This window comes from Marivita sp. S6314, assembly GCF_023015985.1.
GTDB lineage: Bacteria > Pseudomonadota > Alphaproteobacteria > Rhodobacterales > Rhodobacteraceae > Marivita.
Genome location: NZ_JALKAO010000003.1, coordinates 199,658 through 225,092, shown reverse-complemented (window position 1 = coordinate 225,092; position 25,435 = coordinate 199,658). Strand labels below are relative to the sequence as shown.

Here is a 25,435-nt window from a genome sequence, read left to right as displayed (position 1 = left end):
TGTCACAGCGCTGGTTCAAAGCGCGTCGCCATTGGTTTCGCCGGTGCGCACGCGAATGGCTTGCTGCGCATCCAGAACGAAGATCTTGCCGTCACCGATTTTGCCGGTGCGGGCGGTTTTCGTGATCGTGTCGATCACCTGGTCGGCCATGTCGGCAGCGACCACGATTTCGAGTTTGATTTTCGGAACAAAATTCACCGCGTATTCCGCACCACGGTAGATTTCGGTATGGCCCGACTGAGAGCCGAACCCTTTTATTTCTGTTACCATCATGCCGCGTACGCCGATGTCAGTGAGCGCCTCGCGGACCTCTTCAAGCTTGAACGGCTTGATCGTTGCTATGATGAACTTCACCTTGGCCCCTTTCAGATGCAGGTCGGTCGTCTTTGCACCTGCAGAAAACGGCGCGACGGGACGCGAATGAAAGGAAAGAGGGCCGATAAAAGGATGTGGATGCCGGGAAGTTGCACAAATTTTGCACAAATCCACGACTTTGATTACGAATTAATCGAACAAAAAATGGGCCTGCCCTGCCGACACAGGTGCACATCCACAGCGAAAGCCACTAAATTGGTAAAAAATGGGCAGTAAAACAGGCGGTCGGTATGGCTGATTCACGACGAGGCAAGGGCCGTCTGGTGGCGGACCGCCGATACCCCAAGAAAACAGCCAAGGCGGCAAAACCCCGGAAAACGGCAACGACAAAGCGCAAGACACCCCGCGCCAAGGCACCGCGACGGGGCATTCTGGGTTTCTTCGGTCGCCTGTTTGGCTGGATTTTCCGCTTTTTCTTTCGCTTGTTTGTGCGCGCGGGCATTGTTGCGGCGCCGATCATCGCGCTTTTCGTGGGGTATACCTACACAACATTGCCAGACGTGTCGGCGGCGTCGGATGGCCGGGCGCGGGGTTCCGTGCAATTGCTGGACCGCAATGACGTCGCCTTTGCCTGGCGCGGGGATCAGTTCGGCGGGATCGTGACCGCAGACACCGTGTCACCACATCTCAAGAACGCGGTGGTGGCAACCGAAGACAAGCGCTTTTACCGTCATTTCGGAATATCTCCGCGCGGGGTGGCGTCCGCGGTGCGCATCAACCTGTCTGAAGGGCGCGGGCCCTTGTCCGGGCATGGGGGTTCCACGATCACACAGCAAACCGCAAAGCTGTTGTGCCTCGGCGTCGCGTATGACCCCAACGAGTGGAAAAACGAATCCGAATACGTCGCCGATTGCCGACGCGGATCGCTGTCCCGCAAGGCCAAGGAGGCCATCTACGCCCTTGCGATGGAGATCAAGTACACCAAGGACGAGATCCTTTCGATCTATCTGAACCGCGCGTATATGGGCGGCGGTGCCTATGGTGCGGCGGCGGCGGCCCAGCGGTATTTCTCGAAACCTGCCTCGGCCCTGACACCGCAGGAAAGCGCGATGATCGCCGGGCTTTTGACCGCGCCCAGCAGCCTTGCCCCGACATCCAACCTCGAACGGTCACAGGCGCGCGCCGCCACCGTTCTGCGCCTGATGAACGAACAAGGCTATCTGACCGATTCTCAGACCCGCGCGGCGCAGGCCGATCCCGCCACGCTGTCGCGCAAGGCGCAAACCCAGACGGGCGGGTATTTTGCGGATTGGGTGATGCAGTCCGGCCCGGACTTCTTTACGCGCGACACCACCGAAGACGTCATCATTTCGACCACATTGGATCAGCGTATCCAGAAATCCATCGAAGACGCGGTGAAAGAGATTTTTTCGACCAAGGTGCGCGAAGGCTCCAAGGCGCAGGCCGCCGTGGTCGTGATGTCCGCCGATGGCGCGGTGCGCGGGATGGTCGGCGGGCGCAAGACAAACGTGTCTGGCGTGTTCAACCGCGCAACCCAAGCCAAGCGGCAGACCGGATCGGCGTTCAAACCGTTTGTCTATGCCACGGCGCTGGAGCTGGGCTACAGCCCGTATGACACGGTACTCGACGACAAGTTCTGCATGAACATTCCGGGCTCTGGCGAATGGTGCCCCGAGAACTATTCCCGAGAGTTCAACGGCACCGTCACGCTGGTTGATGCCCTTGCGCGCAGTCTGAACGTTCCGGCGGTCAAGGTGTCTGAATCTGTAGGCCGCGATCTGGTGCGCAAAGTGTCCGAAGATTTCGGGATCATCAGTGACCTGACCGACACACCCGCGCTTGCACTGGGCGCGAGCGAAGCATCGCTGCTGGAAATGACCGGCGCGTTCGCAGGCATCCTGAACGGCGGATCGTCGGTTACGCCGTACGGTCTGAAGGAATTACGCTTGGTGGGCGATGATCAACCGCTGATGGGGACCGGTGGCGGCATTGGCGAACGTGTGATCCAAGAAGAGGCGGCGCGTCAGCTGATCTGGATGATGGAAAAGGTCGTCGCGACAGGCACCGGCACCCGCGCGCGCCTGCCAGATCGTCAGGCTGCAGGAAAGACCGGCACAACACAGGCCGCGCGAGACGCGTGGTTCATCGGGTTTACGGCCGATTACGTGGCCGGGGTCTGGATGGGATATGATGACAACACCCCGCTGACCGGGGTCACCGGTGGGGGCCTGCCTGCCGAAATCTGGCGCGAGACCATGGTGCGCGTCCATGAGGGCCTGCCCGCGCGCCCATTGCCGATGATCGCACCGACACGCCCGAGACCCGTTGCACAACCAAAGTCGCAACCCCAACCGCAGCAACCCGCGCCGCAACGTGGCAATGGCAACGCGCTTGAGAACGCGTTGAACCAATTGCTGCGCGATATTCTGGGCGGCAATTAACGCCCGTCGATCCGGTGTTTTCGGGGGATGCCCCCCTTCCCATTTCCGACCGCCCGCAATAGCGTCCGACCACCACAAAGGGGAGACTCCAATGACCAATGCCATCGACGCCCGCCTTGCAGACCTCGGGCTCAGCCTGCCGGATGCGCCAGCCCCGGCTGCGAATTACGTGCCCTATGTCGTGACCGGAAACCAGATCTATGTCTCGGGTCAGCTTCCCGCCGGGCCGGACGGCTTGGTTTCGGGAAAACTGGGGGATGATCTGGACGTCGACGCTGGAGCGGAGGCCGCGAAATACTGCGCGCTCAACTTGCTGGCGCAGGCACGCAAGGCCGCTGATGGCGATCTGAGCCGTGTGCGGTTGGTCAAACTGGTCGGGTTCGTCAATTCAACAGCGGACTTCCCCGACCAGCCTAAGGTCATCAACGGCGCATCGGACCTGATGGTTGCCGTGCTGGGGGACAAGGGACGCCACGCGCGCTCGGCTGTTTCCGCCGCGTCGCTGCCCTTTGGCGTTGCCGTGGAAATCGAAGGCATCTTCGAACTCCTATGACCCGCTTGTCCCCGGCGTTCTTTACCAAACCCATCGCGCATCGCGGGTATCACAACACGGCAAACGGGCGGAGTGAAAACAGCCCATCCGCCTTTGCTGCGGCGATCAAGGCCGGGTACGGGATCGAACTCGACCTGCAACTGTCGCGCGATGGCGTTCCCATGGTGTTTCACGACCATGTGCTGGATCGACTGACCGATGAGTCGGGCCCAGTGCGGGACAGGGATGCCGATGCGTTACAGAAGATCGTGCTGACAGGCGGGATGGACAGGATCCCGACCTTTGCCGACGTGCTGACCCAGGTTGATGGCGCTGTGCCGCTTTTGGTCGAACTCAAGGACCAGCATGGCGAAATGGGCGTCACGGACGGCGTATTGGAGGCCGCAACGGCGCAGGCCTTGGCCGAATACCGGGGAGATGTCGCGCTGATGTCATTCAACCCGAACATGATCGCACCGTTGCAGCGCCTTTGCCCGGACATCCCACGCGGTTTGATCAGTTCGGCCTGGCGCAAGAGCGACGAACCCCAGGTGCCGGTGGACACGCGCGCGCGTCTGGCTGCGATCCCGGATTTCGAAACGGTCGGCGCTGATTTTCTCAGCCATGACGTCACCAATCTGAATGCGCCGCGTGTCGAACAGCTCAAGGCACGGCGGGTGCCAATTTTCTGTTGGACGGTGCGCAGCGTTGAGCAGGAACAAGAGGCCCGCAAGGTGGCCGACAACATCACCTTTGAGGGATATGCCGCTTGAACCCGTCCCGGAGCGGTCCACTTAGTGAAGCGTAACCAGGGAACGGCCATGTCGGACCAGACGGAAGACGCAGCAACCATTGCCATCAGCATGCACGGCTCCATCTCGCAGATCGCGGCGATGGACTGGGATGCCTGCGCGTGTCCCGAAGTGGCAGATGGCGGACGTGCCTACGATCCGTTCACAACCCATCGCTTTCTCAAGGCGTTCGAGGACAGTGGGTCGGTCGGCCCGGGCACAGGCTGGGATCCGCGCTACCTGACGGCCGAAATGGACGGCAAGATCATTGCCTGCGCGCCGCTTTACGCCAAAAGCCACAGCCAGGGCGAATACATCTTCGACCATAACTGGGCCCACGCCTTTGAACGTGCGGGCGGGCGATATTACCCCAAACTTCAAATTGCCGTGCCGTTTACCCCGGCCACGGGACGCCGGTTGCTGGCACGACCGGGATACGAGGTAGAGGGCTTGAGCGCGCTGGTTCAGGGCGCTATTCAGGTGGCGTCTGACAATGACCTGTCCTCGCTCCACATCACATTCTGCACCGAGGCCGAGGCGATTGCGGGCGAACAGATCGGATTGCTGCGCAGGCGGACACAGCAATATCACTGGGAAAACCGGGGCTATGACAGCTTTGATGCCTTTCTTGGCGACCTGAGTTCACGCAAACGCAAGGCGATCCGCAAGGAACGGCAGCGGGCACAGTCTTTTGGTGGCACGATCCACCAGTTTACGGGCGACCAGATCACGCCAGACCATTGGGACGCGTTCTGGGCGTTCTATCAGGACACCGGCGCGCGCAAATGGGGCACGCCCTATCTCACGCGCAAGTTCTTTGACATCGCGCAGGAGCGCTTGCGCGATGACATCCTGCTGGTGATGGCAGAACGGGACGGGCGTTGGGTTGCCGGTGCGATGAATGTCATCGGACGCGACACGCTTTATGGGCGCTACTGGGGCTGCACCGAAGATCATCCCTGCCTGCATTTCGAACTGTGTTACTATCAGGCGATGGATTACGCGATTGCGCATGGGCAGAACCGGGTCGAAGCCGGGGCGCAGGGCGAACACAAACTGTCACGCGGATATCTGCCGGTTTTCACACACTCCTTGCATTGGATCGGCGATCCCGGTTTCTCTGAAGCGGTGGCGCGGTATCTGGAGGCAGAAGCCGACGCCGTCGGGCAGGACATCGAAGTGCTGACCCAATACGGACCATTCCGCAAAGGCGATATCGAGGATCACGAATGACCGAAAGACTTTCAGACACCGCACGCAAGACCATCCTGGACCCATTGCTTGAGGCCGGATGGACACTGGACACCGAGCGGGATGCGATCTCGAAAACCTTCAAGTTCAAGGATTTCACCGAAGCGTTCGGCTGGATGACCCGCGCCGCACTTTGGGCGGAAAAATGGAACCATCACCCGGAATGGTCCAACGTCTACAACCGGGTCGAGGTTGTCCTGATCACACATGACGTGGATGGCCTGTCCGCGCTGGATGCCAAACTGGCACGCAAGCTCGACAGTCTGTAGGGCGCGCGACTGCAGATCACGCGCGCCGGTGGCAAGCCAATTCGAATTGGCTTGTCTAAGCGTCTTCGAAGACGCTTGATACGCATTCCCAATCGGATCGCCCTGTCCTAACGTGCCTGGGATGCTGCACTATGCTCTCAAACGACTGGTTTCGCTTGCGATCAGCCTTCTGGTTGCCTCGCTCGTGATCTTTGTCGTGGTCGAGGTCGCCCCCGGCGATCCGGCCAGCTTCATGCTGGGGATCAACGCGCAGCCCGACACGGTGGCCGCTTTGCGCACGGAACTCGGCCTCGATCAGTCCAAATTTGACCGTTACCGCAGCTGGGTGGGCGGGATGCTGACCGGTGATTTTGGCACGTCCTATACCTATCGCACCCCGGTCAGCCAGATGATTGCAGACCGGCTTTGGGTGTCGCTGCCGCTGGCGCTTTACGCGTTGACGCTGTCCACACTGATCGCCTTTCCGGCCGGGATTTTCGCAGCAGCGCGGCGCGGTGGCATTGGCGACCTGGGTGTTACCGGTGCCACGCAGCTGGGCGTGGCGATTCCGAATTTCTGGTTTGCGATGATGCTGGTGCTGATCTTTGCCATCAATCTGCGCTGGTTCAGCGCCGGGGGCTTTCCCGGGTGGGACCGTGGGGTCTGGACCGGGATGAAGGCCCTCACCCTGCCGGCCATTGCGCTTGCCCTGCCGCAGGCGGCTATCCTCACGCGGGTCATGCGGTCGTCCCTGCTGGATATCCTGGGCGAAGACTTCATCCGTACCGCACGGGCCAAGGGCCTGTCGTCGCGGCAAGCCTTGTGGCGGCATGGTCTGCGCAACGCATTGATCCCGGTGCTGACCATCATCGGTCTGCAATTTGCCTTCCTGCTGGCAGGGGCCATCATCATCGAGCAGGTGTTCTTCCTGCCGGGCCTTGGACGGTTGATCTTTCAGGCCATCACCCAGCGCGACCTGATCGTGGTGGAATCCGTGGTGATGTTGCTGGTCTTTGCCGTGATCGTTGTGAATTTCGTGGTCGATCTGGCCTACGCGGCGGTTGATCCGCGTCTGAGAGCCCGGACATGAACCGCAATCTGATTATTGGCGGCGCGCTGACCGCGCTGTTTGTCTGCGCGGCGCTGGTGTCGTTCCTCTGGACGCCAGACAGTGTCGAGACGATGAACATTGCCAACCGCCTGAAACCGCCCAGCGCCGACAACCTGCTTGGCACGGATCATTTCGGCCGCGATATCCTGTCCATGCTCATGGTGGGCGCGCGCACCTCCATTGCGGTGGCCTTGGTTGCCGTGGGGATCGGCATGGGGCTTGGCGTGCCCCTCGGGCTGGCTGCAGCGGCGCGCAGCGGTGGGATGCTGGACGAAGTGATCATGCGGATGAATGACCTGATCTTCGCCTTTCCCTCGCTGGTGATTGCCATTCTCATCACCGCCGTCTTTGGCCCCAGCGCCACCAACGCCATCATTGCCATCGGGATTTTCAACATCCCTGTCTTTGCCCGAATCACACGCGGCGCGGCGCTCAGCTTGTGGAAACGCGAATTCATCATGGCCGCGCAAGTGGCGGGCAAAACCCGCACCCGCATCAGCGCCGAACATATCCTGCCGAATGTCGCCAACCTGCTGATCGTCCAGGGCACGATCCAGTTCAGTCTTGGCATCCTTGCCGAAGCCGGGCTGAGCTATGTCGGTCTGGGTGCGCAACCCCCGATCCCAAGCTGGGGACGGATGCTGGCCGATGCCCAAACCATGGTGTCGCTCGCCCCGCATGTGGCCCTGATCCCCGGTCTGACCATCATTGCCATGGTCCTTGGGCTGAACCTGCTGGGTGACGGGCTCCGGGATGCGCTTGATCCGCGCCTCAAGGTGGTGCGCGCATGAGCCTGCTCGACATCCGGAACCTGTCATTGTCGATCCACGGCAAACCGATCCTCAAGGACATTTCGGTGTCGATCCGGCAGGGCGAAATCACCGCGCTGACCGGCGAAAGCGGATCCGGGAAGTCCATGACCGCCTTTGCTACGATTGGACTGTTGCCCAGAGGCTCGGTGACGACGGGTGAGATTCTGTTCGATGGCAGCAACCTGCTGACGCGGTCCGAATCCGATCTTTGCGACCTGCGCGGGCGGGACATCAGCATGGTGTTTCAGGAACCGATGACCGCCCTTAACCCGGTGCAGACCATCGGCGCGCAGGTGATGGAAACGATCCTGATCCATGGCGCAATGACATCGTCTGACGCCAAGGCGCGCACGCGCGACGTGCTGGACCGCGTCGGGCTGCCACCCGACCGTTTCCCGCTGACCCGCTACCCGCATGAACTGAGCGGTGGCCAAAGACAACGCGTGGTCATCGCGATGGCCATCGCCTTGCGCCCCCGCCTGCTGATCGCCGACGAACCGACCACCGCGCTGGATGTGACGACACAGGCGCAGATCCTTGACCTGCTCAAGGGGTTGGTCAGCGAACAGAACATGGCGCTGATGATGATCACACATGATCTCGCCGTGGTCAGCGACATGGCCGATACGCTCAACGTGATGCGGGCGGGCGAAATTGTCGAACATGGGGCGACCTTTGATGTCCTGCGCGACATGCGGCATCCCTATACACGGCAATTGTTCGACGCCTCGCGGCATCAGGCAAAACTGAGTACAGCCAAGGCCGAAACCCCTTTGTTGTCTGTTGAAAATGTCAGCCGCGACTATGCCCTGCCCCGCACATCGCTTTTTGGATCGCGTCCGATGTTTCGGGCCGTCAACCGCGTGAGTTTCGACATCAAACGGGGGGAACGTGTCGGGCTGGTGGGAGAGTCCGGCTGTGGCAAGTCAACGCTCACCCGTGCGATCCTTGGTCTTGAACCCATTCAGGAAGGCCAGATCACGCTGGACGGAGATCCGGTCTGGCAGGACGGCCACCCCAATCTGGCGGTGCGCCGCAAGATGCAGGTGGTGTTTCAGGATCCCTATGGCAGCTTCAACCCGCGCCACCGCGTGTCTCGCCTGATCACTGAACCGTTTCACCTTCTGACGGACCCACCGAAAGGTGCAGACAAAGACGCGGCCATCGCGGACGCGCTCACTGCGGTTGGTCTGAACCCCGCAGATGCCGACAAGCACATCCACGCCTTTTCCGGTGGCCAGCGCCAGCGCATCGCCATCGCCCGCGCGTTGATTATCCGACCGGACCTGATCGTCTTTGACGAAGCGGTGTCAGCGCTTGATGTCCGCGTGCGTGCGCAGATACTGGACCTGATGGCTGACCTGAGCCGGGACTACGGTCTGACCTACCTGTTCATCAGCCACGACCTGAGCGTCGTGCGCTCTATCACCGACCGCGTGCTGGTCATGCGCGCCGGTGAGATTGTCGAAGACCGCCCGACCCCAGCTGTCTTTGAGGCACCCGAGCACCCCTATACCCGCACATTGATAGACGCCGCCCCGCAACTGCCTGCTTTCCCGGAGACCCAAGATGCTGCCCGACCTGCCTTTTGATCCCTCGCACCTGCTGATCGGCGGCAACTGGCGCGCGCCCGATGCCACATTGCCGCTCATCAACCCGTCGACCGGCGATACACTCTGTCAGATCGCGCGCGGCACCCCCGACGATATTGATGCGGCAGTCACAGCCGCCCAAACCGCGCTGGACGGCGCATGGGGACAGATGACGGCGCTGGATCGTGGACGGTGTCTTGCGCGCTTGGGGCATATCGTGCTGGATCACGTTGATCTGTTGGCGCAGCTTGAGGCCTTGGATGTCGGCAAACCACTCAGCCAGGCGCGCGCGGATGCCATCGCAATTGCGCGGTATTGCGAATTTTACGGCGGCGCGGCGGACAAGGTTCATGGTCAGACGATCCCCTATCTGGATGGCTACACCGTTTACACATTGCGCGAACCCCATGGGGTCACAGGCCATATCGTGCCGTGGAACTACCCGATGCAGATCATTGGCCGGTCCGTTGGGGCCGCGTTGGCCATGGGCAATGCCTGCGTGTTGAAACCTGCCGAAGATGCGTGCCTGACGGCTTTGATGTTTGCCAGCCTCGCGCGCGAGGCCGGTCTTCCGGATGGCGCGCTGAACGTGGTCCCCGGTCTGGGCCTTGAGGCGGGCGCCGCCCTGTCCGCGCATCCCGGCGTGCACCATCTGAGCTTTACCGGCTCGGTCCGGACCGGGCAGGCCGTGCAAAAGGCTGCGGGCGCAAACGTGGTCCCGGTAACACTGGAGCTTGGCGGCAAGTCACCGCAGATCATATTCAACGATGCCGATCTGGACGACGCGCTGCCTTTCCTCGTCAACGCCGGACTTCAGAACGCAGGCCAAACCTGTTCCGCCGCATCCCGCATTCTTGTGCAAAGACCGGTCTTCGACACCGTCGCAGAACGCATGTCCGCCGCCTATCGCGCCAAGACCGTTGGTCCCGCGATGGACGACCCGGATATCGGGCCGCTGATCTCGCACACGCAAAAAGACCGCGTCACCGCGTTTCTGGACACCGCTGATGATCTCGCTTTGCTTGCCAAAACGCCCCTTCCCGAAACCCTGCCGACCCAAGGCGCCTATGTGCAACCCCGCCTGTTTGGCCCGGTCGCCCCCGATCACCGGCTGGCCCAGGACGAGATCTTCGGCCCGGTACAGGTGCTGATCCCGTTCGACACCGAAGATGACGCCATCAGGATCGCCAACGGCACCGCCTACGGGTTAGTGGCCGGGGTCTGGACCCAGAACGGCGCACGCCAGATGCGCATGGCCAAGAAACTGCGCAGCGGGCAGGTGTTCATCAACAATTACGGTGCGGGCGGCGGCGTGGAATTGCCCTTTGGCGGGATAGGCAAATCCGGACATGGCCGCGAAAAAGGCTTCGAAGCCCTTTACGGGTTTTCCACGCTGAAGACCGTGGCGGCCCGGCATGGCTAGACGCATCGACAGCACGCAGGCGCTCTGGACGATCCGCCGCAAAGACCGCAGTCTGACACCGGGAACGAAAAGGAGGGATCCATGAGGCTCAGGAACAAAACCGCTTTGGTGACCGGCGCTGCATCGGGATTCGGCGCAGGCATTGCCCGGAAGTTCGCGGCCGAAGGGGCCCGCGTGGTTGTGGTTGATCTGAACACGCAGGCGGCCGAAGCCGTGGCATCGGATATCGGCGGGCTGGCCCATACCGCCGATATCTCGAAACGCGACGACGTGGACGGCATGATCGATGCCGCCATCTCGGAACTGGGCCATCTTGATATTCTCGTGAACAATGCGGGCATCACCCATCTTCCCGCGCCGCTGGAAGAGGTCAGCGAAGAGGACTTCGACCGCGTCTTCGCGGTGAATTGCAAATCCGTCTACCTCACCGCGCAAAAGATCGTCCCGCATTTCAAATCGCGCGGCAGTGGCGCAATCCTGAACGTAGCCTCCACCGCCGGTGTATCGCCGCGCCCGCGCCTGAACTGGTACAATGCGTCCAAGGGGTGGATGATCACCGCAACACGCACGATGGCGGTCGAACTGGCCCCCGATGGCATCCGCGTCAATGCGCTCAACCCGGTGGCCGGGGAAACGCCGCTGCTCAAAAGCTTCATGGGCGAAGACACCCCCGAAACCCGCGCGAAATTCCTCTCGACCATCCCCATGGGACGCTTTTCCACCCCCGAAGACCTTGGCAACGCCGCCGCCTTCCTTTGCTCGGACGAAGCCAGCATGCTGACAGGTGTCTGCATGGAAGTCGACGGGGGCCGCTGCATATGACGCCGGTTTCTCTGTTTCAAAAATATCTCGGGGGACGGCGCCGCAAGGCGACGGGGGGCAGCGCCCCCTGCACCGGCAAGGTATCGAGCGCGTCATGACCCCCGGCGCGCGCAATCTGATCACCGATGTCGATGGCCTGATCGTGGGCAATGCACAGGATGACCACCTGAAATCCGGCACCACGGTGCTGCTCTCCAAACAAGGCCCGATGACGACCAGCTACGCGGTCATGGGCGGCGCCCCGGGCACGCGGGACACCGACCTGCTGGAGCCAGACAAAACCGTGCCGGGCGTCGATGCCATCGTGCTCTCGGGCGGATCGGCGTTCGGGCTGGCGGCAGCACAGGGTGTGATGGATCACCTGGCCGAACAGGGCCGGGGCTTTGCCGTCCACAGCGCGCGGGTGCCCATCGTACCAGCCGCAATCCTTTTCGATCTGCTGAACAATGGCCGCAAGGATTGGGACACAAACCCCTACCCGGATCTGGGTCGGAAGGCCGTGACCGCAGCAGCGCAGGATTTTGCGCTTGGTACGGCGGGGGCCGGAACCGGGGCGACCGATGCGCAACACAAAGGCGGGCTGGGCTCGGCGTCGCTGGTCCTGCCGGACGGCACAACCATCGGCGCTTTGGTTGCGGTCAATGCGCTGGGGAGCGCAACAACCCCGTCCGGAAAACACTTCTGGGCCGCCCCGTTCGAGATCGGCACTGAATTTGGCGGGCTTGGCCCCGACCCAACCGCCGGGTTGCAACCCCTGCCACCCAGCCGCAAAGCCGCGGCGATGGCACAGCATGGCAATACGACAATCGGCTGTGTGGCGACCGATGCCACCCTCGATAAAGCAGCCTGCAAACGGCTGGCCACTGCAGCGCATGATGGCTTCGCGCGGGCCCTTGTACCGGCGCACACGCCCTATGACGGCGATCTGATCTTCGTCTCCAGCACCGGCAAACGGGGTGCCCCGTCTGATGAGGTCATGCCGCTGCTTGGCCACTTCGCCGCTGTCTGCATGGCCCGCGCAATTGCCCGCGCGGTGTGGGAGGCAACGTCACGCGACAACGATGCCCTACCCACACTGCGCTCTGAACTGGCCCGCATCCAAACCTGACCCACCGCGCCAAGCGCGTTCGAACGCGCTTGGCTCAGCGCAGGATGGGCGGCTTTTCGGGATTGCTCCCGGGTGCGGCACGTTCCAGCGATTGCGGCACGTCTGGCTCTGGCAGATCGAACCGCAAGCCCACACGCGCCAGCTGCGCCGTTACCGGATCGCTGTCGCGCAGGAACACCACATCCAGTGCGGCCGCTTCCAGCCCGGAAAACACCAAAGCCTCCTGGATGGCCTGCGCCAGCGCAGGCTCTGCCCCCGGAACGGTGCCCGTGAACCCGATCAGATGCCCCCGCGCGCCCGTGTCATAGACAACTTCGGCCAGGTATCCGCGGCGCGCCAGCCCGGTGGTGGTGTGCAGTTTCGCATCAATCGCCTCCAACAGCGCCTCAGGCAACGCCGAGGGCGCGCGAAACTCTTCGGGGCGGGCTTCTGCCGTGGACGGGCCCTGCCCCACCGTATCGGCAAGCCAGTCCACCGCTTCCGTCGGCAACAGGATCGAGGACGGCGCGACTTCGGGGTTCAACGCGATGCCAATCCCCTGACCGGTCAGCATGCCGACGATGGACCGCCCCGACAGCGCCGCATAGGGCACGGACCGGCTGGCAAAACGGCTCAGGCGCTCTTCGGTATCAAACACCAGAACAAACCGCGCATCGCCCAGATCGAACAGTTCCGGTTCCGCCTGATCGCCTTCGGCCTCGCGCGCGAGCATCAGGAACAGTTCTGCCTCGGCCAGTCGATCATAGAACCGAAGCCGGGCGCGGTCATCCTCGGGCGCGGCCTCCATCGCGGCATGGGCGTGATCCAGCGGGGTTTCCAAAGTCATGTCATCACCTCTGTCACCCGGGCACGCAGCGCGGGCAGGACCTCTGCCTCGAACCACGGGTTTTTCCTGAGCCATGCGGTATTGCGCCAGCTTGGATGCGGCAAGGGCAGAATACCCGGCCAATGGTCGCGCCAATTGCGCACCACCTCGGTCACACCCGCCTTGGTCCGCAGATGGTATTTCATCGCATAGCCGCCAATGACCAGCTTGAGCGGCACCGCACCGACATGGCCCAGAACCTCGTCATGCCATGTCTGGCGACACAACGCCGGTGGCGGCAGGTCTGACCCGTTCCGATCATAGCCCGGGAAACAGAACCCCATCGGCACAATCGCCACCTTGGCCTGATCATAAAACGCCGGTCGTTTCAGCCCCAGCCAATCGCGCAACCTGTCCCCTGATGGATCATCGAAAGGAATGCGGCTTTGATGCGCGCGCATGCCGGGGGCTTGCGAACAGATCAGGATCCGCGCACCGGGTCGGAACCAGACAACGGGTTTGGGCCGATGCCGGGTTGCCGTGGCCGCGAAACGGTCAGTGCACAGGGTACAGTCGGACAGGCGGGTTTGGACAGTCATACACGCCATGTAGGCGCGAACCCGTCAGAGCAAAGACGCAGGCACAATCAGCCGCGTCCCGGGTTGGATCAAGCGCACAATGCGGCGCAGATGATCGGGCCGGAAGGCGATGCAGCCTTCGGTTGGAAAACCGGGCCTGCGCCAGCGGTGCAGAAAAATCGCCGATCCCTTGCCGGGTTTGGCAATGGGCCAATTCCAATCCGTAAGCAGCACCAGGTCATACAGCGGATCCGCCCGCCGCAACGCCTCGTGACTATATGGATAGGGCGCGCGGACCATCAGGTTGTAGTCCTCGTGACGCGGATCGTCTGACCACAGATCACCGGGGCGGATCGGGACCGCCCAGTCAACAGGTTGTGCCATCCTGTCCGGTCGGTACAGCAACCCGACGATGTGATGCACCCCGACAGGCGTTGCGCCGTCGCCCTCACGCTTGTCCTTGGCCAGCCCGCCGCGCCCGATGGTGCAGGGCCAGACGCGCCCCATGAGCCGCACCCCCCGGCGGGTCAGCACCATATCCGCAGGCGTCACAGCAAATGACCCGACTTGCGCGCCTTGGTGGCCAGGTAATTGGTATTGTGCGGGTTCTCCCCCACCTTCAGCGGCACACGCTCCGACACCTCGATCCCGCAGCGCTGCATCATGTCGATCTTGGCGGGGTTGTTGGTCATCAGCCGGACAGATGAAAACCCAAGCTCTCTCAACAGCTCGGACCCGATCCGAAAGTCGCGTTCGTCATCTTCAAAGCCCAACCGGTGATTGGCCTCAACCGTGTCGAACCCCTGATCCTGCAGCGCATAGGCGCGCATCTTGTTAGCAAGCCCGATGCCGCGCCCTTCCTGGTTGAGATAGAGCAAGACCCCTTCGCCATTTGCGCCCATAGACTCCAACGCACCGTTCAATTGCGGCCCGCAATCACATTTCAGGCTGCCCAGCAGATCGCCGGTAAAACAGGCTGAATGCAAGCGCGCCAAAACTGGCTTTTCCCGATCCGGTCGCCCGATCTCGATCGCGTAATGCTCTTCTGATCCGTCTTCGGGACGAAACACATGCAACCGCGCGTTCTGCGCCGCGCGCAGTGGGACCCGGGCCGACACCACCCGGTCAAAGACCAGTGACGCCCCCAAACGCGGCATCGCCGCCTCTGGATCAAGACGCGTCAGCAGGGTGTCTTGCGCAAATTTCACAGCATCCGACATCGGCAGCACAATAACCGCAGGCAGCAGGCGCGCGGATTTGGCCAACGTCACACCAATCCGATGCAAAGACGCAGATCCCTCTCGCTGGGTCATCAAGGGGCCCTTCATCGGGTGGGACAAATCGTCAGCCGGATCCGCGAGCGCCTGCACCCAGCGCACGGTTGCATCCGACGGCAGTGCAACCCGCGCCACATCGCCGTCATAGGCCCGCGCCTTGAGTGTCTCGGCCCGACGTCCCGTGAGAACCAGATCAGCGTTGCCCGGCAAGGCGAGAACATCTGCCAGCCGCGCCGCGCTTAATGTCTCGACCGCGAGCACCAAAACCCCGGTGGACCCCCCCAGAACAATCGGGACTCCCATCCGCAAATCCGCCCGAGCGCGCGCCAAAAGGTCAGTGATGTCCGGGGCCAGTGTCATGAAACCTTGAAATCCCAAGGGGGCAATTTGCAACAAATGACCCCGATTTATGAAACAATTGCCCCCTGCATACACGAGGCCGTGAAACACTTGCAGCAAATCTTGCCGCCACGCAACGCCTCAACCATCTCTCAAGAAAGCAACGGAGACACGCGACAATGGCACAGCTCAAGAACATTCTTTTGGTCGATGACGATGACGACCTGCGCGAGGCGTTGGCCGAACAATTGGTGATGACAGAAGACTTTGAGGTGTTTGAAGCCGATTGCGGCACAGCCGCGATGGGGCGCGTCAAGGAACAGCTTTACGATCTCATCATTCTTGATGTGGGTTTGCCCGACACAGACGGCCGCGAATTGTGCCGGTTGATGCGCAAGCAAGGTGTGAAAGCACCGGTTCTGATGCTCACCGGGCACGATTCAGACGCCGATACGATCCTTGGCCTTGATGCCGGTGCGAATGACTACGTCACCAAACCCTTCAAGTTCCCGGTCCTTCTGGCCCGCATCCGCGCGCAATTGCGTCAGCACGAACAATCCGAAGATGCCGTGTTCACGCTTGGGCCATACACGTTCAAACCGTCGATGAAGCTGCTTATCACCGAAGACGACAAGAAGGTGCGCCTGACCGAAAAAGAGACAAACATCCTCAAGTTTCTCTACCGTTCGACCGATGGCGTGGTGGCGCGCGACACGCTGCTGCACGAGGTTTGGGGCTACAACGCGGGTGTCACGACACACACGTTGGAAACCCACATCTACCGTCTGCGGCAAAAAATTGAACCAGATCCCTCGAACGCGCGATTGCTCGTGACAGAGTCGGGTGGGTATCGCCTCGTCTCATAAGACCTTGGTCGGTTATTGATGCAGATCAAAGTGGCATCGCACCCGCACCTTTAGTCAGGTCATAACAGTTCCCGTCGCATATGCGGGTCATCATATGCACCTCCCTGTTGGACTTGGCCCGGGCTTTGCCCGGGTCTTTTTTTGCCCCGTAGGCCGGGCTTCAGCCCGGCACAGAGTGGAAACTCAGTAAACCTCGATCCGGTCCACAGACACATCCGCCTGATAATCCGCACCGTAAGCCACGATCGCAATGCTGTTCACCTTTGACGGGGCAAAAGACTGGGGCATCCCGTCATGAGACGCGCTGAAATCCGCGAAAGGCAACCGAACAGTCTGCCATTGCTCTGACGCCGTGAAGGGCGCGCGATACGAATGCCAGACACGGGACAGTCCCGGAGTTTTGAGAAACACGTAATATGTCTCGCCGTTCCCCTTCACACGCAAAGACACGCCCTCTGCCGTCTGGGGCCAAGCTTCAGAAAACCGCTGGCGCACCTGAATGAAACCGCCGTTATTGTCCGTGCTGACAGCGCCCTGCAGACGAAGCACCGCCCCGGACCCTGCACCACGGATTTCGGCGCCCCCCTGCGACACGCCGCCCATCACGCCGTCAGCCACATAGTCCCACCGCGCACCGACATCGCCCGAGAAATCATCAAACACGGTGTCCGCCATACCCTGCCCTGCCATCATTGCTGCTGCGATTGTGATAATCATTTTTTTCATACCCAATCAGATAGCCCGCTGTACAAATGAAAAAAGGTGCCCCGATCCGGGACACCTTTCCGATTTTGCAGAAAAGAGCGGTGATTAGTCCGCGTCTTCATTCTTCTTTTCAGGCGCGACTTCTTCACCGGTCTCCTGATCGACCATCTTCATCGCAAGGCGCACCTTGCCACGGTCGTCAAAGCCCAGAAGTTTCACGAACACTTCCTGACCTTCCTTGAGCACATCCGACGGATGGTTCAGGCGGCGGTTTTCGATCTGGCTGACATGCACAAGGCCGTCCCGCTTGCCGAAGAAGTTCACGAAGGCGCCGAAATCGACGATCTTCACAACCTTGCCTTTGTAGACCTGGCCTTCTTCCGGCTCTGCCACGATCGAATGGATCATGTCGTAGGCCTTCTTGATGGCTTCGCCGTTCGGGCTAGCGATCTTGATGATGCCTTCGTCATTGATGTCGACCTTGGCACCCGAGACTTCCACGATCTCGCGGATGACCTTACCGCCCGAGCCGATCACTTCACGGATCTTGTCGGTTGGAATTTGCATGGTCTCGATGCGCGGCGCGTGGACAGAGAATTCCTGCGCACCGGTCAGCGCCTTGTTCATCTCGCCAAGGATATGCATCCGGCCTTCTTTCGCCTGCGCGAGGGCCTTCTTCATAATCTCTGGTGTGATGCCCGCAACCTTGATGTCCATCTGCAGCGACGTGATGCCGTTCTCGGTGCCTGCGACTTTGAAGTCCATGTCACCAAGGTGGTCTTCGTCACCGAGGATGTCGGTCAGAACCGCGTAGGAGCCGTCTTCTTCGAGGATCAAGCCCATCGCAACACCAGCCACGGCGGATTTCAGCGGAACGCCTGCGTCCATCATGGACAGAGAGCCACCACAAACCGACGCCATCGAAGAAGAGCCGTTGGATTCCGTGATCTCGGAGACAACGCGGACCGTGTATGGGAAATCCGTTGCTGCTGGCAGAACCGCCTGAAGCGCACGCCATGCCAGTTTACCGTGACCAATCTCACGACGTCCGGGAGGGCCCACGCGACCCGCTTCACCCACCGAATAGGGAGGGAAGTTGTAGTGCAGCAGGAAGTTGGACCGGTAGTTGCCATGCAGCGCGTCGATGATCTGTTCATCGTCGCCGGTGCCCAGCGTGGTCACAACCAGACCCTGCGTTTCACCACGTGTGAACAGCGCAGAACCGTGTGTGCGCGGCAAAAGACCTGTTTCGCAAACGATGTCACGCACCTCGTCCAGCGCACGGCCGTCGATCCGCTTGCCTGTCTTGACGACATCGCCACGCAGAATGGACGCTTCGAGCTTTTTCATCGCGGACCCAAGGTTCGGGTCTTCTTGCTGCTCTTCGGTCAGGGCCTCAACGATGGCTGTCTTGGCGTCGGACAGGGCCGTTGTGCGTTCCTGCTTGTCCATGATCGCGTAAGCTGCGCGGATTTTGTCTTCACCGGCAGCTTTCACAGCAGCGTAGAGGTCCGAATAATCCGGGGGCTGGAAGTCGAACGGCTCTTTCGCCGCTTCTTCTGCCAGGTCGATGATCAGGTCGATCACCGGCTGAATCTGCTCGTGCGCGAATGTCACCGCACCCAGCATTTCGTCTTCTGTCAGCTCATACGCTTCGGATTCGACCATCATCACGGCGTCTTTGGTACCAGCGACAACCAGATCGAGACGCTGCTCGGGGTTGTTGCGCAGCTGGTCCATATCCTCAACCTCGGGGTTCAGGATGTATTCGCCATCTGCAAAGCCAACGCGGCAGGCCGCGATTGGACCCATGAATGGTGCGCCAGAGATGGTCAGAGCCGCGGATGTCGCGATCATCGCAACCATGTCCGGGTCATTGACCAGATCGTGTGACAGCACGGTGCACATCACGAGAACTTCGTGCTTGAAGCCCGGAACGAACAAAGGACGGATCGGACGGTCGATCAAACGGGCGGTCAGCGTCTCTTTCTCGGTCGGACGCGCCTCACGCTTGAAGAACCCACCGGGGACTTTACCGGCGGCGTAGTATTTTTCCTGGTAGTGGACGGTCAGCGGAAAGAAATCCTGACCGGGCTTCGGTTTCTTGGCGAACGTCACGTTGGCCATAACCGAAGTTTCACCGAGGGTTGCGATCACGCTGCCATCGGCCTGACGGGCAACCTTGCCCGTTTCCAGTGTGAGCGTTTCCTCGCCCCACTGCATGCTTTTCGTTGTTGTGTTGAACATCATCGTTTCCTGTAGGGGAGCACTCCCGGCCCTCCGGGTCTCCCGTTTTGAATGGCGGCCCCATTGCCGCCGACCCCTTCATCCATGTCATGCGCCGGGGTCGAAGCGTCACGTCTCAGATGTGTGCGCCTTACAGGAGATTGCCTTGTTTGGAAAGCGGTTTGGAAGGCTCCGCCGCGTCCGCCTGCGTCGCACGGGCATAGACGAATTTACATGCCTGCGCACCATGGGCGATGGATGACAGTCGGTCAGCCGACACCCCGCGATTTGCGGCATGGATGGTCTCATGCCAATGCAGGTCGAAACGACACAAAACGGATGTGAGGTCACTCCGCCCAGCCTGCCAGAACGCGTCGTGAAAACCACACCGTGTCACTGTCAGGTTGATGCGCGCGTCTTCGACAGTTTGCTCTGCCTCTAGCGTGGTCCCCCAGATGTCGCGCATCCGGGTCTGCGGCGTGACGCGTTGCAACGCCGCAAATGGGTCACGATTGAGCTTGAGCCAAAGAGCTGTCAGCCCTTTTGTTACACTCTGACCGTTCGCAACAAGCGCTGCGCCCAGCAGCGCCACAGACCGGTGCGGCGGAATTGCATAGTGGTCTTCCAGCACCCAAGCCGTGCTGAGGATGGTTTCAAACAGGAATTGCGCAAACCCATCCAATCCGCTTTGCCTTGATACGTCTGTGTGCCGCGCCTTTGCAGAATGCAGTTCTTTTGCTCCGATGCTGGGACCACCGGCTTTCGCAATCTGACGCAGAAAACCGCGTGTCCACAGCGCTTTCGCGACGCGCTTCATTCGGACGCCTCGGGTGCGAAATAGGCGTGCAGGATCTTCTGAAAGCGCTCGGCAAACTCCGCCTGGTCTGTGGCATTCATGTCCGGACGTGTCAGAATCGTACCGATGTATGCGGCGTATTCGATTTGCGCTGCGAATGACGCATCCGCCTTCGAGATGGCGTACCGGTCCACATAAATCTCTGCAAGGAATGCCAGGCGGCGACGATCGGCATTGGCCACCAAGCCTGCCACACTTGCATCGCGGCGTGCCAGTTCGCGGATGCCGATTTCGAGCCGGTAGTCGATGCCAATGGCCAGTTCGGTCAGCATTTCATCCTTGGTCGCAGCAGGCAAACTATCCGGGATCGCCTCGATCAGCGCATCGGTATGCCGCGCGATCCAGTGTTCAATGATGCCCTTTAGAAACGTGGGGTGGTCTGGAAAGTGATGATAGAACGACCCCTTGGTCCTGCCTGCGCTGTCGCAAATCGCATCCAGCTTTAATGCCTCAGGCCCGTGCAGGGACAATTGCTCGTGCCCATGGTCGAGCCAATTGTCTTTGGTGAAGCGCGGCTTCTTCATATGTTTGCAAGCCCGATCGCACCGGCGATGGCAACGGGGACGAACAACCAACCTTGCGGAAGGCGTGCATGGCTTTGACCGATGCGCGCGACAAGTCCGATTCCGGTGAGTGCAAACGCACCAGATAGGATGGTGGCAGGCCAGGCCAGACTGGCGTCACCGCTCCACGCGGCATAGGCAAAGCAGCCCGCCATCAGCGCGATGGCGCAGCTTGTAAAGTGCCAACACAGATATTGCGTATCGCGAACAACCGGCGTGAGGGATTGAGACGCCAACAAGGGCTGCGCGATCTCTTTTCCGCCAAGAAATAGATGAACGCAAAGCCATGTGAACGACAAAACAGCGGCAATTGAAAACCAGATCATTGAACTTCTCCCAAATTACATACCTTTTAGTATGCTTTGAAAATCAGAACAATACTTTTTGGTATGTTTTTCTGCAGGCAACAAAAAAGGGCCCGAAAACCGGACCCTTCTTCACATAGCCAAGGCTGTGTTAGCGGCGGATGCCAAGACGCTTGATCAGGTCCTGATAGCGCGCTTCGTCCTTGCCTTTGGTGTAGTCCAGAAGCTTACGACGCTGCGCCACAAGCTTGAGCAGACCACGACGGGAGTGGTTGTCTTTCTTGTGCGTCTTGAAGTGCTCGGTCAGGGTGGAGATCCGGCTTGTGAGGATCGCAACCTGCACTTCGGGCGAACCTGTGTCGCCGTCTTTGGTGGCGAATTCTTTGATCAGACGGTTCTTTTCTTCAACAGTGATCGACATCGGGGTCTCCTTTCAGAAGGTTTGAGTGAATGGCACAAGCCGGGATGTCGTCCAGCAAGGCCCATGGAGAATCTCTGCCATCACAGCAGATGCGCGCGTATAGGCGATAATGATTGGCTTGGAAACCCCTGTGCCCTGTCCAAGCCCCGCATCGGGATCAGGAGGGCCGCATGCCACCGGATTGGGCAAGTTCTTGCGTGGGAATTCGGGCCACGATATCGCCGTCAAAGAACACATCCGTCCAATCCGGACCATCCTGCGCAGACAGTTTCAGACCGATCTTTGGCGTGTGGTTTGACCGTGGGTTCACCATCCCAACCAGCAGGGTTTGTGCATCCCGAAAACTGTTGACGCGAGGCGGGCCTTCCCGAATGGCGCACGGCAAACGCGATTTGGCAGGCGTATGTGGCAGCGCATTGATGCGCCCTTCGCGTTGAAACAGGCCCAGCGCAGAAACCGGGACATCGGGCCAGCCCACCGGTGGCGAACCATAGGCGGACCGGACCGATGTCGGCTTCTTTCGCGACCCGGCAAACACAAAGAGAGAGACACCGAGCAGACACAAAAGACAGATCGTGAGAAAAAACATGACACCCTTCGACACGTGCGATCTGCGGTCACGTTAGAGCAAAGAAGTAAACGCACTGTTTCCAGCGCTCATCGCAGTCCGTTGAGACCCAGAAAATTTGAACGATCAATCAGACGCGCGATAGCGCTGGCGTTTGGGCCAGGCTGTTGGGGCCGTTTCGAAGGACACATAAAGCGGGTGCCGGGGATGCCCGTGCTTTGTCAGCCCCAGATGCACCGTCCCTTCCGGCAGATCCGCCGCCATCCTCTGCCCGCGCTCCAGATGCCCCCCATGCGCGCCCCAGGCCGCAACCGTCATATCCGCAACCCGCGCCCAATGGGCGAGCACCGCATCGTTCATAGCCCCAGTTGGCTCCGCTGCGGATTTGAGGTCCACCGGTTTCGTTGCGCGGAACGCAAAGATATTCGCGATCATCATCGCGCCGTACCCCATACGCCGTGCACGGATTTCACACCGCGCGACGGTCGGGTCGTTGCGATGCTCATCCGCCGTTGACGGGTTCAGCATGACGAACAAGACGCTTGGCAATTCAGGTGCCCAGACCCGCGACAGCCCGTAGCGGTATTGATCACACCGCGAATACCAGACCCGCGACACACACCCGCCAGCCGTATGGGACCGATATACCAGACCATTGCTCAGCTCTGGTGGCAGGTCGCTCATGCGGTGACAAAGACACGCGACGGGTGAACCTCGCCGGATTTGTAGCGACCAACCGCAATGGGCTCACCGTCCAGCGACACCCAGCATTCCTCGCCATAATCAACACCGGACGCGACAACCATCGCCGGATTGCCGTTGCGCAGCCGGACTGCGGACTCCGCGGAACATCTGAGTTCGGGCAGATCGGTCAGGCCCATTTCAAGCGGCTTGAGATGCGCGTCCAGTTCCGGCGTGCGGGCCAAGGCGTCAATCGTCTCAAGGCTCAGACCCTCTTCGGCGTCAAACGGTCCCGACCAGGTCCGGCGCAGTTTGAGAACGTGCCCGTAACAGCCCAGCGCTTCGCCCAGATCGCGCGCGATGGACCTCACGTACCCGCCTTTTCCGCAGACCAGTTCCAGCACGGCATGATCGGGATCCGGACGGTCCAGCAAGGTCAATTCCTCAACCCACAAGGGACGCGCCGCAAGGTCCATCTCTTCCCCGTCACGCGCGCGTTTATAGGCGCGTTCGCCATCGATCTTGACCGCCGAGTACTGCGGCGGCACCTGTTGAATCTCACCAACAAAGGCGTGCAGCGCTTCCTTGATCTCGTCATCTGTCGGGCGGTTCTCCGAACTGGAGATCACGTCACCTTCGGCATCATCCGTACGGGTGGCTTGCCCCAACCGTACGGTAAACACATAGGCCTTCAACGCGTCGGTGATGTACGGCACGGTTTTGGTCGCCTCACCCAGGGCCACCGCCAGTACGCCTGTTGCCTCGGGATCAAGCGTGCCCGCATGGCCCGCCTTTTTGGCGTCAAACGCCCAGCGCACTTTGTTGACAACAGCTGTCGAGGTGAGGCCTGCCGGTTTATCGACAACCAACCACCCGGAAATATCCCGCCCCTTGCGCTTGCGTCCCATCGTACCCTCTTTGCCCGTAAAGACCGGCGAGGTATCGCAGGGGGCCAAGCCTGTCAATTCAGAGGCGTCGGGTCAGTCGATATCGCGCGCCTCATCTATCAGCATGACGGGAATACCGTCGCGGATCGGGTACACCAGATGGGCCGCATGGCTGATCAGTTCTTGCCGCGCCGCGTCGTATTCGAGCCGTCCCTGTGTCTGGGGGCAAACGAGCGCCTCCAGCATCTTGCGGTCAAACCCGTGTCCGTCTGTCACTGCAGGATATCCTCTGCCTGCCCGCCGCGCAGGGCATATTCGATCAATGTCACAAGCGTTTCGCGGCGCGTTGACAGCGAGGGCGCTTCCAGCAGGGCCTGTTTTTCTTCGGGTTCGAAATCAAGCAGCATGGACAGCGAATTGATCAGCAATTCGTCATCCGCATCCTTGAGCGTGGGCCAATCCGCCGACAGGTCCCGGGCGGTGAAGTAGCGATCCAGCAAATCCATGAACACGTCACGGTCAAAGCCACGGTCATGTTCCGGTCCGCCCTGATCGCGGTCAAACCCGTCCCAGTTCACTTCGAACTTGCGATACGGTGTGAACCCTTCGATCTCGGCCTCGACCCGGAACCGGGAAATTCCGGACAAGGTGATCATGTATCGTCCGTCTTCGGTTTCGGAAAACTGGGTGATGCGTCCCGCACAGCCAATCCGGTGCAGCGTGTTTTCGTCGCCGTTGGGCCGCACGTTCGGTTGCACCATCCCCACAAGCCGGGCTGGCGTCTTCAGCGCATCTTCCAGCATCTGGAGATAACGGGGTTCAAACAGATGCAACGGCAACCGCGCGCGAGGCAGCAAAAGCGCCCCGGGCAACGGGAAAACGGGAATTGAACCCGGCAATTCAGTGACTCTTGTCATATTCGATGACCTAGCCCAGCGGACCGCTCAGGCAAATATCATCGAGCTCAGCCGACGGCGGCCATTGAGGGCCACCGGATCATTCGGTTTGAGCGCCTCGAAAATCGTCATCAACTGCGTCTTGGCAGCCTCGTCATTCCATGCACGATCGCGGCGGAACAGCTCCAGAAGGTGATCCACGGCCGCCTGCCCATCCCCCGCGGCATAGAGCGCCTGCGCAAGGTCGAACCGGGCCTGATGGTTGTTCTCGTCCGCAGCAACGGCCGCTTCAAGCTCGGACACCGGTCCCGAATTGCTGGCTTGCTTGGCCAGTTCAAGCTGCGCATGTGCCGCTTCAAGTTCCGCGCTTTCAGAGATCTCCGCCGGGGCACCGTTCAATATGGCCTCGGCCTGATCCAGTTCGCCCATAGCGATATGCGCGCGGACCAGTCCGCCATAGGCCCCTGCGTGATCCGGAGCTTCTGACAATACAGCCGAGAACGTCTGAGCCGCATCAACGGCTGCGCCATCTTCAAGCATTTCCTCTGCCGCCGCCACCGCATCGTCGAGCCCCCCGCTGGCATCCCCGCCAGCCGCCTTGACTGCCCGTTCGATGAAACTTGCGATTTCGGATTGCGGGACAGCGCCCTGGAACATGTCGATGGGGCGTCCCTGGTAGATGGCGACCACGGTTGGAATGGATTGCAACGGCAATCCCTGTTGCGACAGCGCGGCAACGATCTGCTGGGCTTCGTCCACATTGACCTTGGCCATTTTCACAGCCCCGCGCGCAGCGCGGACCGCGTCTTCGAGCATCGGGCCAAGCGTTTTGCACGGGCCACACCACGGAGCCCAGAAATCCACGATGACCGGCACGTCTTTGCTGGCCTCGATCACGTCCGCCATAAAGCTCTGATCCGTGACATCCTTGATCAGGTCGGTGTCTGCGGGGCCTTGTCCGAGTTCGATCATATTGTCTCCTGTCGCGGCTTGCG

The 25,435-nt window shown here is 60.7% G+C and carries 29 protein-coding genes; 12 read left to right on the top strand and 17 right to left on the bottom strand.

Going from position 1 to position 25,435, the window contains the following annotated elements; all coding sequences use genetic code 11:
• Window positions 1-15 precede the first annotated feature (15 nt).
• Window positions 16-354 carry a P-II family nitrogen regulator gene (locus tag MWU54_RS09625; protein ID WP_247082591.1) on the bottom strand — a complete coding sequence of 113 codons (339 nt, stop codon included), beginning with the start codon at window positions 352-354 and terminating at the stop codon, window positions 16-18.
• A gap of 251 nt (window positions 355-605) precedes the next feature.
• On the opposite strand from MWU54_RS09625, the gene MWU54_RS09620 reads away from it, so the two are divergent.
• The 11 genes from MWU54_RS09620 (at window position 606) to MWU54_RS09570 (ending at window position 12,467) form a co-directional block, all read left to right on the top strand.
• On the top strand, window positions 606-2,777 hold the full coding sequence (locus MWU54_RS09620) for a PBP1A family penicillin-binding protein (RefSeq protein WP_247082589.1): 2,172 nt from the start codon (window positions 606-608) through the stop codon (window positions 2,775-2,777).
• A 91-nt stretch (window positions 2,778-2,868) separates the two neighbouring features.
• Window positions 2,869-3,330: a RidA family protein gene (locus MWU54_RS09615; RefSeq protein ID WP_247082587.1), complete on the top strand. Its 462-nt coding sequence runs from the start codon at window positions 2,869-2,871 to the stop codon at window positions 3,328-3,330.
• Window positions 3,327-4,082, top strand: coding sequence for a glycerophosphodiester phosphodiesterase family protein (locus MWU54_RS09610; RefSeq protein ID WP_247082585.1), 756 nt, complete (start codon window positions 3,327-3,329; stop codon window positions 4,080-4,082). Before MWU54_RS09615 ends, MWU54_RS09610 begins: the two co-directional genes overlap by 4 nt.
• A 48-nt stretch (window positions 4,083-4,130) precedes the next feature.
• Window positions 4,131-5,333 (top strand): GNAT family N-acetyltransferase, encoded by a 1,203-nt coding sequence (locus MWU54_RS09605; protein ID WP_247082583.1) that lies wholly within the window; start codon window positions 4,131-4,133, stop codon window positions 5,331-5,333.
• Complete coding sequence (locus tag MWU54_RS09600) at window positions 5,330-5,620, top strand: 4a-hydroxytetrahydrobiopterin dehydratase (RefSeq protein ID WP_247082581.1); 291 nt, start codon at window positions 5,330-5,332, stop codon at window positions 5,618-5,620. Before MWU54_RS09605 ends, MWU54_RS09600 begins: the two co-directional genes overlap by 4 nt.
• A gap of 121 nt (window positions 5,621-5,741) precedes the next feature.
• Entirely contained in the window at window positions 5,742-6,689 is a 948-nt protein-coding gene (locus tag MWU54_RS09595) for an ABC transporter permease (RefSeq protein WP_247082579.1), read from the top strand.
• The gene (locus tag MWU54_RS09590; RefSeq protein WP_247082577.1) at window positions 6,686-7,501 is read left to right on the top strand and encodes an ABC transporter permease; all 816 of its coding nucleotides are present in this window, start codon (window positions 6,686-6,688) and stop codon (window positions 7,499-7,501) included. The genes MWU54_RS09595 and MWU54_RS09590 overlap by 4 nt, the downstream gene beginning before the upstream one ends.
• Complete coding sequence (locus MWU54_RS09585; RefSeq protein ID WP_247082575.1) at window positions 7,498-9,114, top strand: dipeptide ABC transporter ATP-binding protein; 1,617 nt, start codon at window positions 7,498-7,500, stop codon at window positions 9,112-9,114. The genes MWU54_RS09590 and MWU54_RS09585 overlap by 4 nt, the downstream gene beginning before the upstream one ends.
• A complete protein-coding gene (locus MWU54_RS09580; protein ID WP_247082573.1) occupies window positions 9,092-10,537 on the top strand; it encodes an aldehyde dehydrogenase family protein in 1,446 nt (481 codons plus the stop codon). The genes MWU54_RS09585 and MWU54_RS09580 overlap by 23 nt, the downstream gene beginning before the upstream one ends.
• A gap of 81 nt (window positions 10,538-10,618) precedes the next feature.
• Window positions 10,619-11,359, top strand: a complete 741-nt coding sequence (locus MWU54_RS09575) for an SDR family oxidoreductase (protein WP_247082571.1) — start codon at window positions 10,619-10,621, stop codon at window positions 11,357-11,359.
• Between the two features lie 94 nt (window positions 11,360-11,453).
• A complete protein-coding gene (locus tag MWU54_RS09570) occupies window positions 11,454-12,467 on the top strand; it encodes a P1 family peptidase (RefSeq protein WP_247082568.1) in 1,014 nt (337 codons plus the stop codon).
• 34 nt (window positions 12,468-12,501) lie between these two features.
• Here the strand turns inward: MWU54_RS09570 and MWU54_RS09565 are convergent, their stop codons facing one another.
• From MWU54_RS09565 to ribA, 4 genes are read right to left on the bottom strand one after another with little or no spacing between them, the layout of a single operon-like run.
• The gene (locus MWU54_RS09565) at window positions 12,502-13,293 is read right to left on the bottom strand and encodes an SseB family protein (protein ID WP_247082567.1); all 792 of its coding nucleotides are present in this window, start codon (window positions 13,291-13,293) and stop codon (window positions 12,502-12,504) included.
• The gene (locus MWU54_RS09560; RefSeq protein ID WP_247082565.1) at window positions 13,290-13,871 is read right to left on the bottom strand and encodes a uracil-DNA glycosylase family protein; all 582 of its coding nucleotides are present in this window, start codon (window positions 13,869-13,871) and stop codon (window positions 13,290-13,292) included. Before MWU54_RS09560 ends, MWU54_RS09565 begins: the two co-directional genes overlap by 4 nt.
• A gap of 24 nt (window positions 13,872-13,895) precedes the next feature.
• Window positions 13,896-14,402, bottom strand: coding sequence for a L,D-transpeptidase family protein (locus tag MWU54_RS09555; RefSeq protein ID WP_247082563.1), 507 nt, complete (start codon window positions 14,400-14,402; stop codon window positions 13,896-13,898).
• A complete protein-coding gene (ribA, locus tag MWU54_RS09550; protein WP_247082561.1) occupies window positions 14,399-15,487 on the bottom strand; it encodes a GTP cyclohydrolase II in 1,089 nt (362 codons plus the stop codon). The genes MWU54_RS09555 and ribA overlap by 4 nt, the downstream gene beginning before the upstream one ends.
• A 158-nt stretch (window positions 15,488-15,645) precedes the next feature.
• Between ribA and MWU54_RS09545 the strand changes: the two genes are divergently transcribed.
• Window positions 15,646-16,332: a response regulator transcription factor gene (locus MWU54_RS09545; RefSeq protein WP_072777566.1), complete on the top strand. Its 687-nt coding sequence runs from the start codon at window positions 15,646-15,648 to the stop codon at window positions 16,330-16,332.
• 183 nt (window positions 16,333-16,515) lie between these two features.
• Here the strand turns inward: MWU54_RS09545 and MWU54_RS09540 are convergent, their stop codons facing one another.
• The 12 genes from MWU54_RS09540 to MWU54_RS09485 all read right to left on the bottom strand — a co-directional run bounded on the left by MWU54_RS09540 (window position 16,516) and on the right by MWU54_RS09485 (window position 25,412).
• On the bottom strand, window positions 16,516-17,049 hold the full coding sequence (locus MWU54_RS09540; protein ID WP_247082559.1) for a CIA30 family protein: 534 nt from the start codon (window positions 17,047-17,049) through the stop codon (window positions 16,516-16,518).
• A 93-nt stretch (window positions 17,050-17,142) separates the two neighbouring features.
• Window positions 17,143-19,284, bottom strand: coding sequence for a polyribonucleotide nucleotidyltransferase (gene pnp / locus MWU54_RS09535; protein WP_247082557.1), 2,142 nt, complete (start codon window positions 19,282-19,284; stop codon window positions 17,143-17,145).
• A 130-nt stretch (window positions 19,285-19,414) separates the two neighbouring features.
• Window positions 19,415-20,080 (bottom strand): L-2-amino-thiazoline-4-carboxylic acid hydrolase, encoded by a 666-nt coding sequence (locus MWU54_RS09530; protein ID WP_247082549.1) that lies wholly within the window; start codon window positions 20,078-20,080, stop codon window positions 19,415-19,417.
• A complete protein-coding gene (locus MWU54_RS09525) occupies window positions 20,077-20,643 on the bottom strand; it encodes a TetR/AcrR family transcriptional regulator (RefSeq protein WP_247082547.1) in 567 nt (188 codons plus the stop codon). Before MWU54_RS09525 ends, MWU54_RS09530 begins: the two co-directional genes overlap by 4 nt.
• Entirely contained in the window at window positions 20,640-21,008 is a 369-nt protein-coding gene (locus MWU54_RS09520; protein WP_247082545.1) for a hypothetical protein, read from the bottom strand. The genes MWU54_RS09525 and MWU54_RS09520 overlap by 4 nt, the downstream gene beginning before the upstream one ends.
• Window positions 21,009-21,138: 130 nt before the next feature.
• Complete coding sequence (gene rpsO / locus MWU54_RS09515) at window positions 21,139-21,408, bottom strand: 30S ribosomal protein S15 (protein WP_247082543.1); 270 nt, start codon at window positions 21,406-21,408, stop codon at window positions 21,139-21,141.
• 157 nt (window positions 21,409-21,565) lie between these two features.
• Complete coding sequence (locus tag MWU54_RS09510) at window positions 21,566-21,997, bottom strand: hypothetical protein (RefSeq protein ID WP_247082541.1); 432 nt, start codon at window positions 21,995-21,997, stop codon at window positions 21,566-21,568.
• A 105-nt stretch (window positions 21,998-22,102) separates the two neighbouring features.
• Window positions 22,103-22,660, bottom strand: a complete 558-nt coding sequence (locus MWU54_RS09505; RefSeq protein ID WP_247082539.1) for a DUF1643 domain-containing protein — start codon at window positions 22,658-22,660, stop codon at window positions 22,103-22,105.
• The gene (gene truB, locus MWU54_RS09500; RefSeq protein WP_247082537.1) at window positions 22,657-23,565 is read right to left on the bottom strand and encodes a tRNA pseudouridine(55) synthase TruB; all 909 of its coding nucleotides are present in this window, start codon (window positions 23,563-23,565) and stop codon (window positions 22,657-22,659) included. The genes MWU54_RS09505 and truB overlap by 4 nt, the downstream gene beginning before the upstream one ends.
• A 72-nt stretch (window positions 23,566-23,637) precedes the next feature.
• Window positions 23,638-23,790, bottom strand: coding sequence for a Trm112 family protein (locus tag MWU54_RS09495; protein WP_247084001.1), 153 nt, complete (start codon window positions 23,788-23,790; stop codon window positions 23,638-23,640).
• Window positions 23,791-23,816: 26 nt separating this feature from the next.
• Window positions 23,817-24,461 carry an LON peptidase substrate-binding domain-containing protein gene (locus MWU54_RS09490; RefSeq protein ID WP_247082535.1) on the bottom strand — a complete coding sequence of 215 codons (645 nt, stop codon included), beginning with the start codon at window positions 24,459-24,461 and terminating at the stop codon, window positions 23,817-23,819.
• A 27-nt stretch (window positions 24,462-24,488) separates the two neighbouring features.
• Window positions 24,489-25,412: a co-chaperone YbbN gene (locus MWU54_RS09485; RefSeq protein ID WP_247082533.1), complete on the bottom strand. Its 924-nt coding sequence runs from the start codon at window positions 25,410-25,412 to the stop codon at window positions 24,489-24,491.
• Window positions 25,413-25,435: the final 23 nt, after the last annotated feature.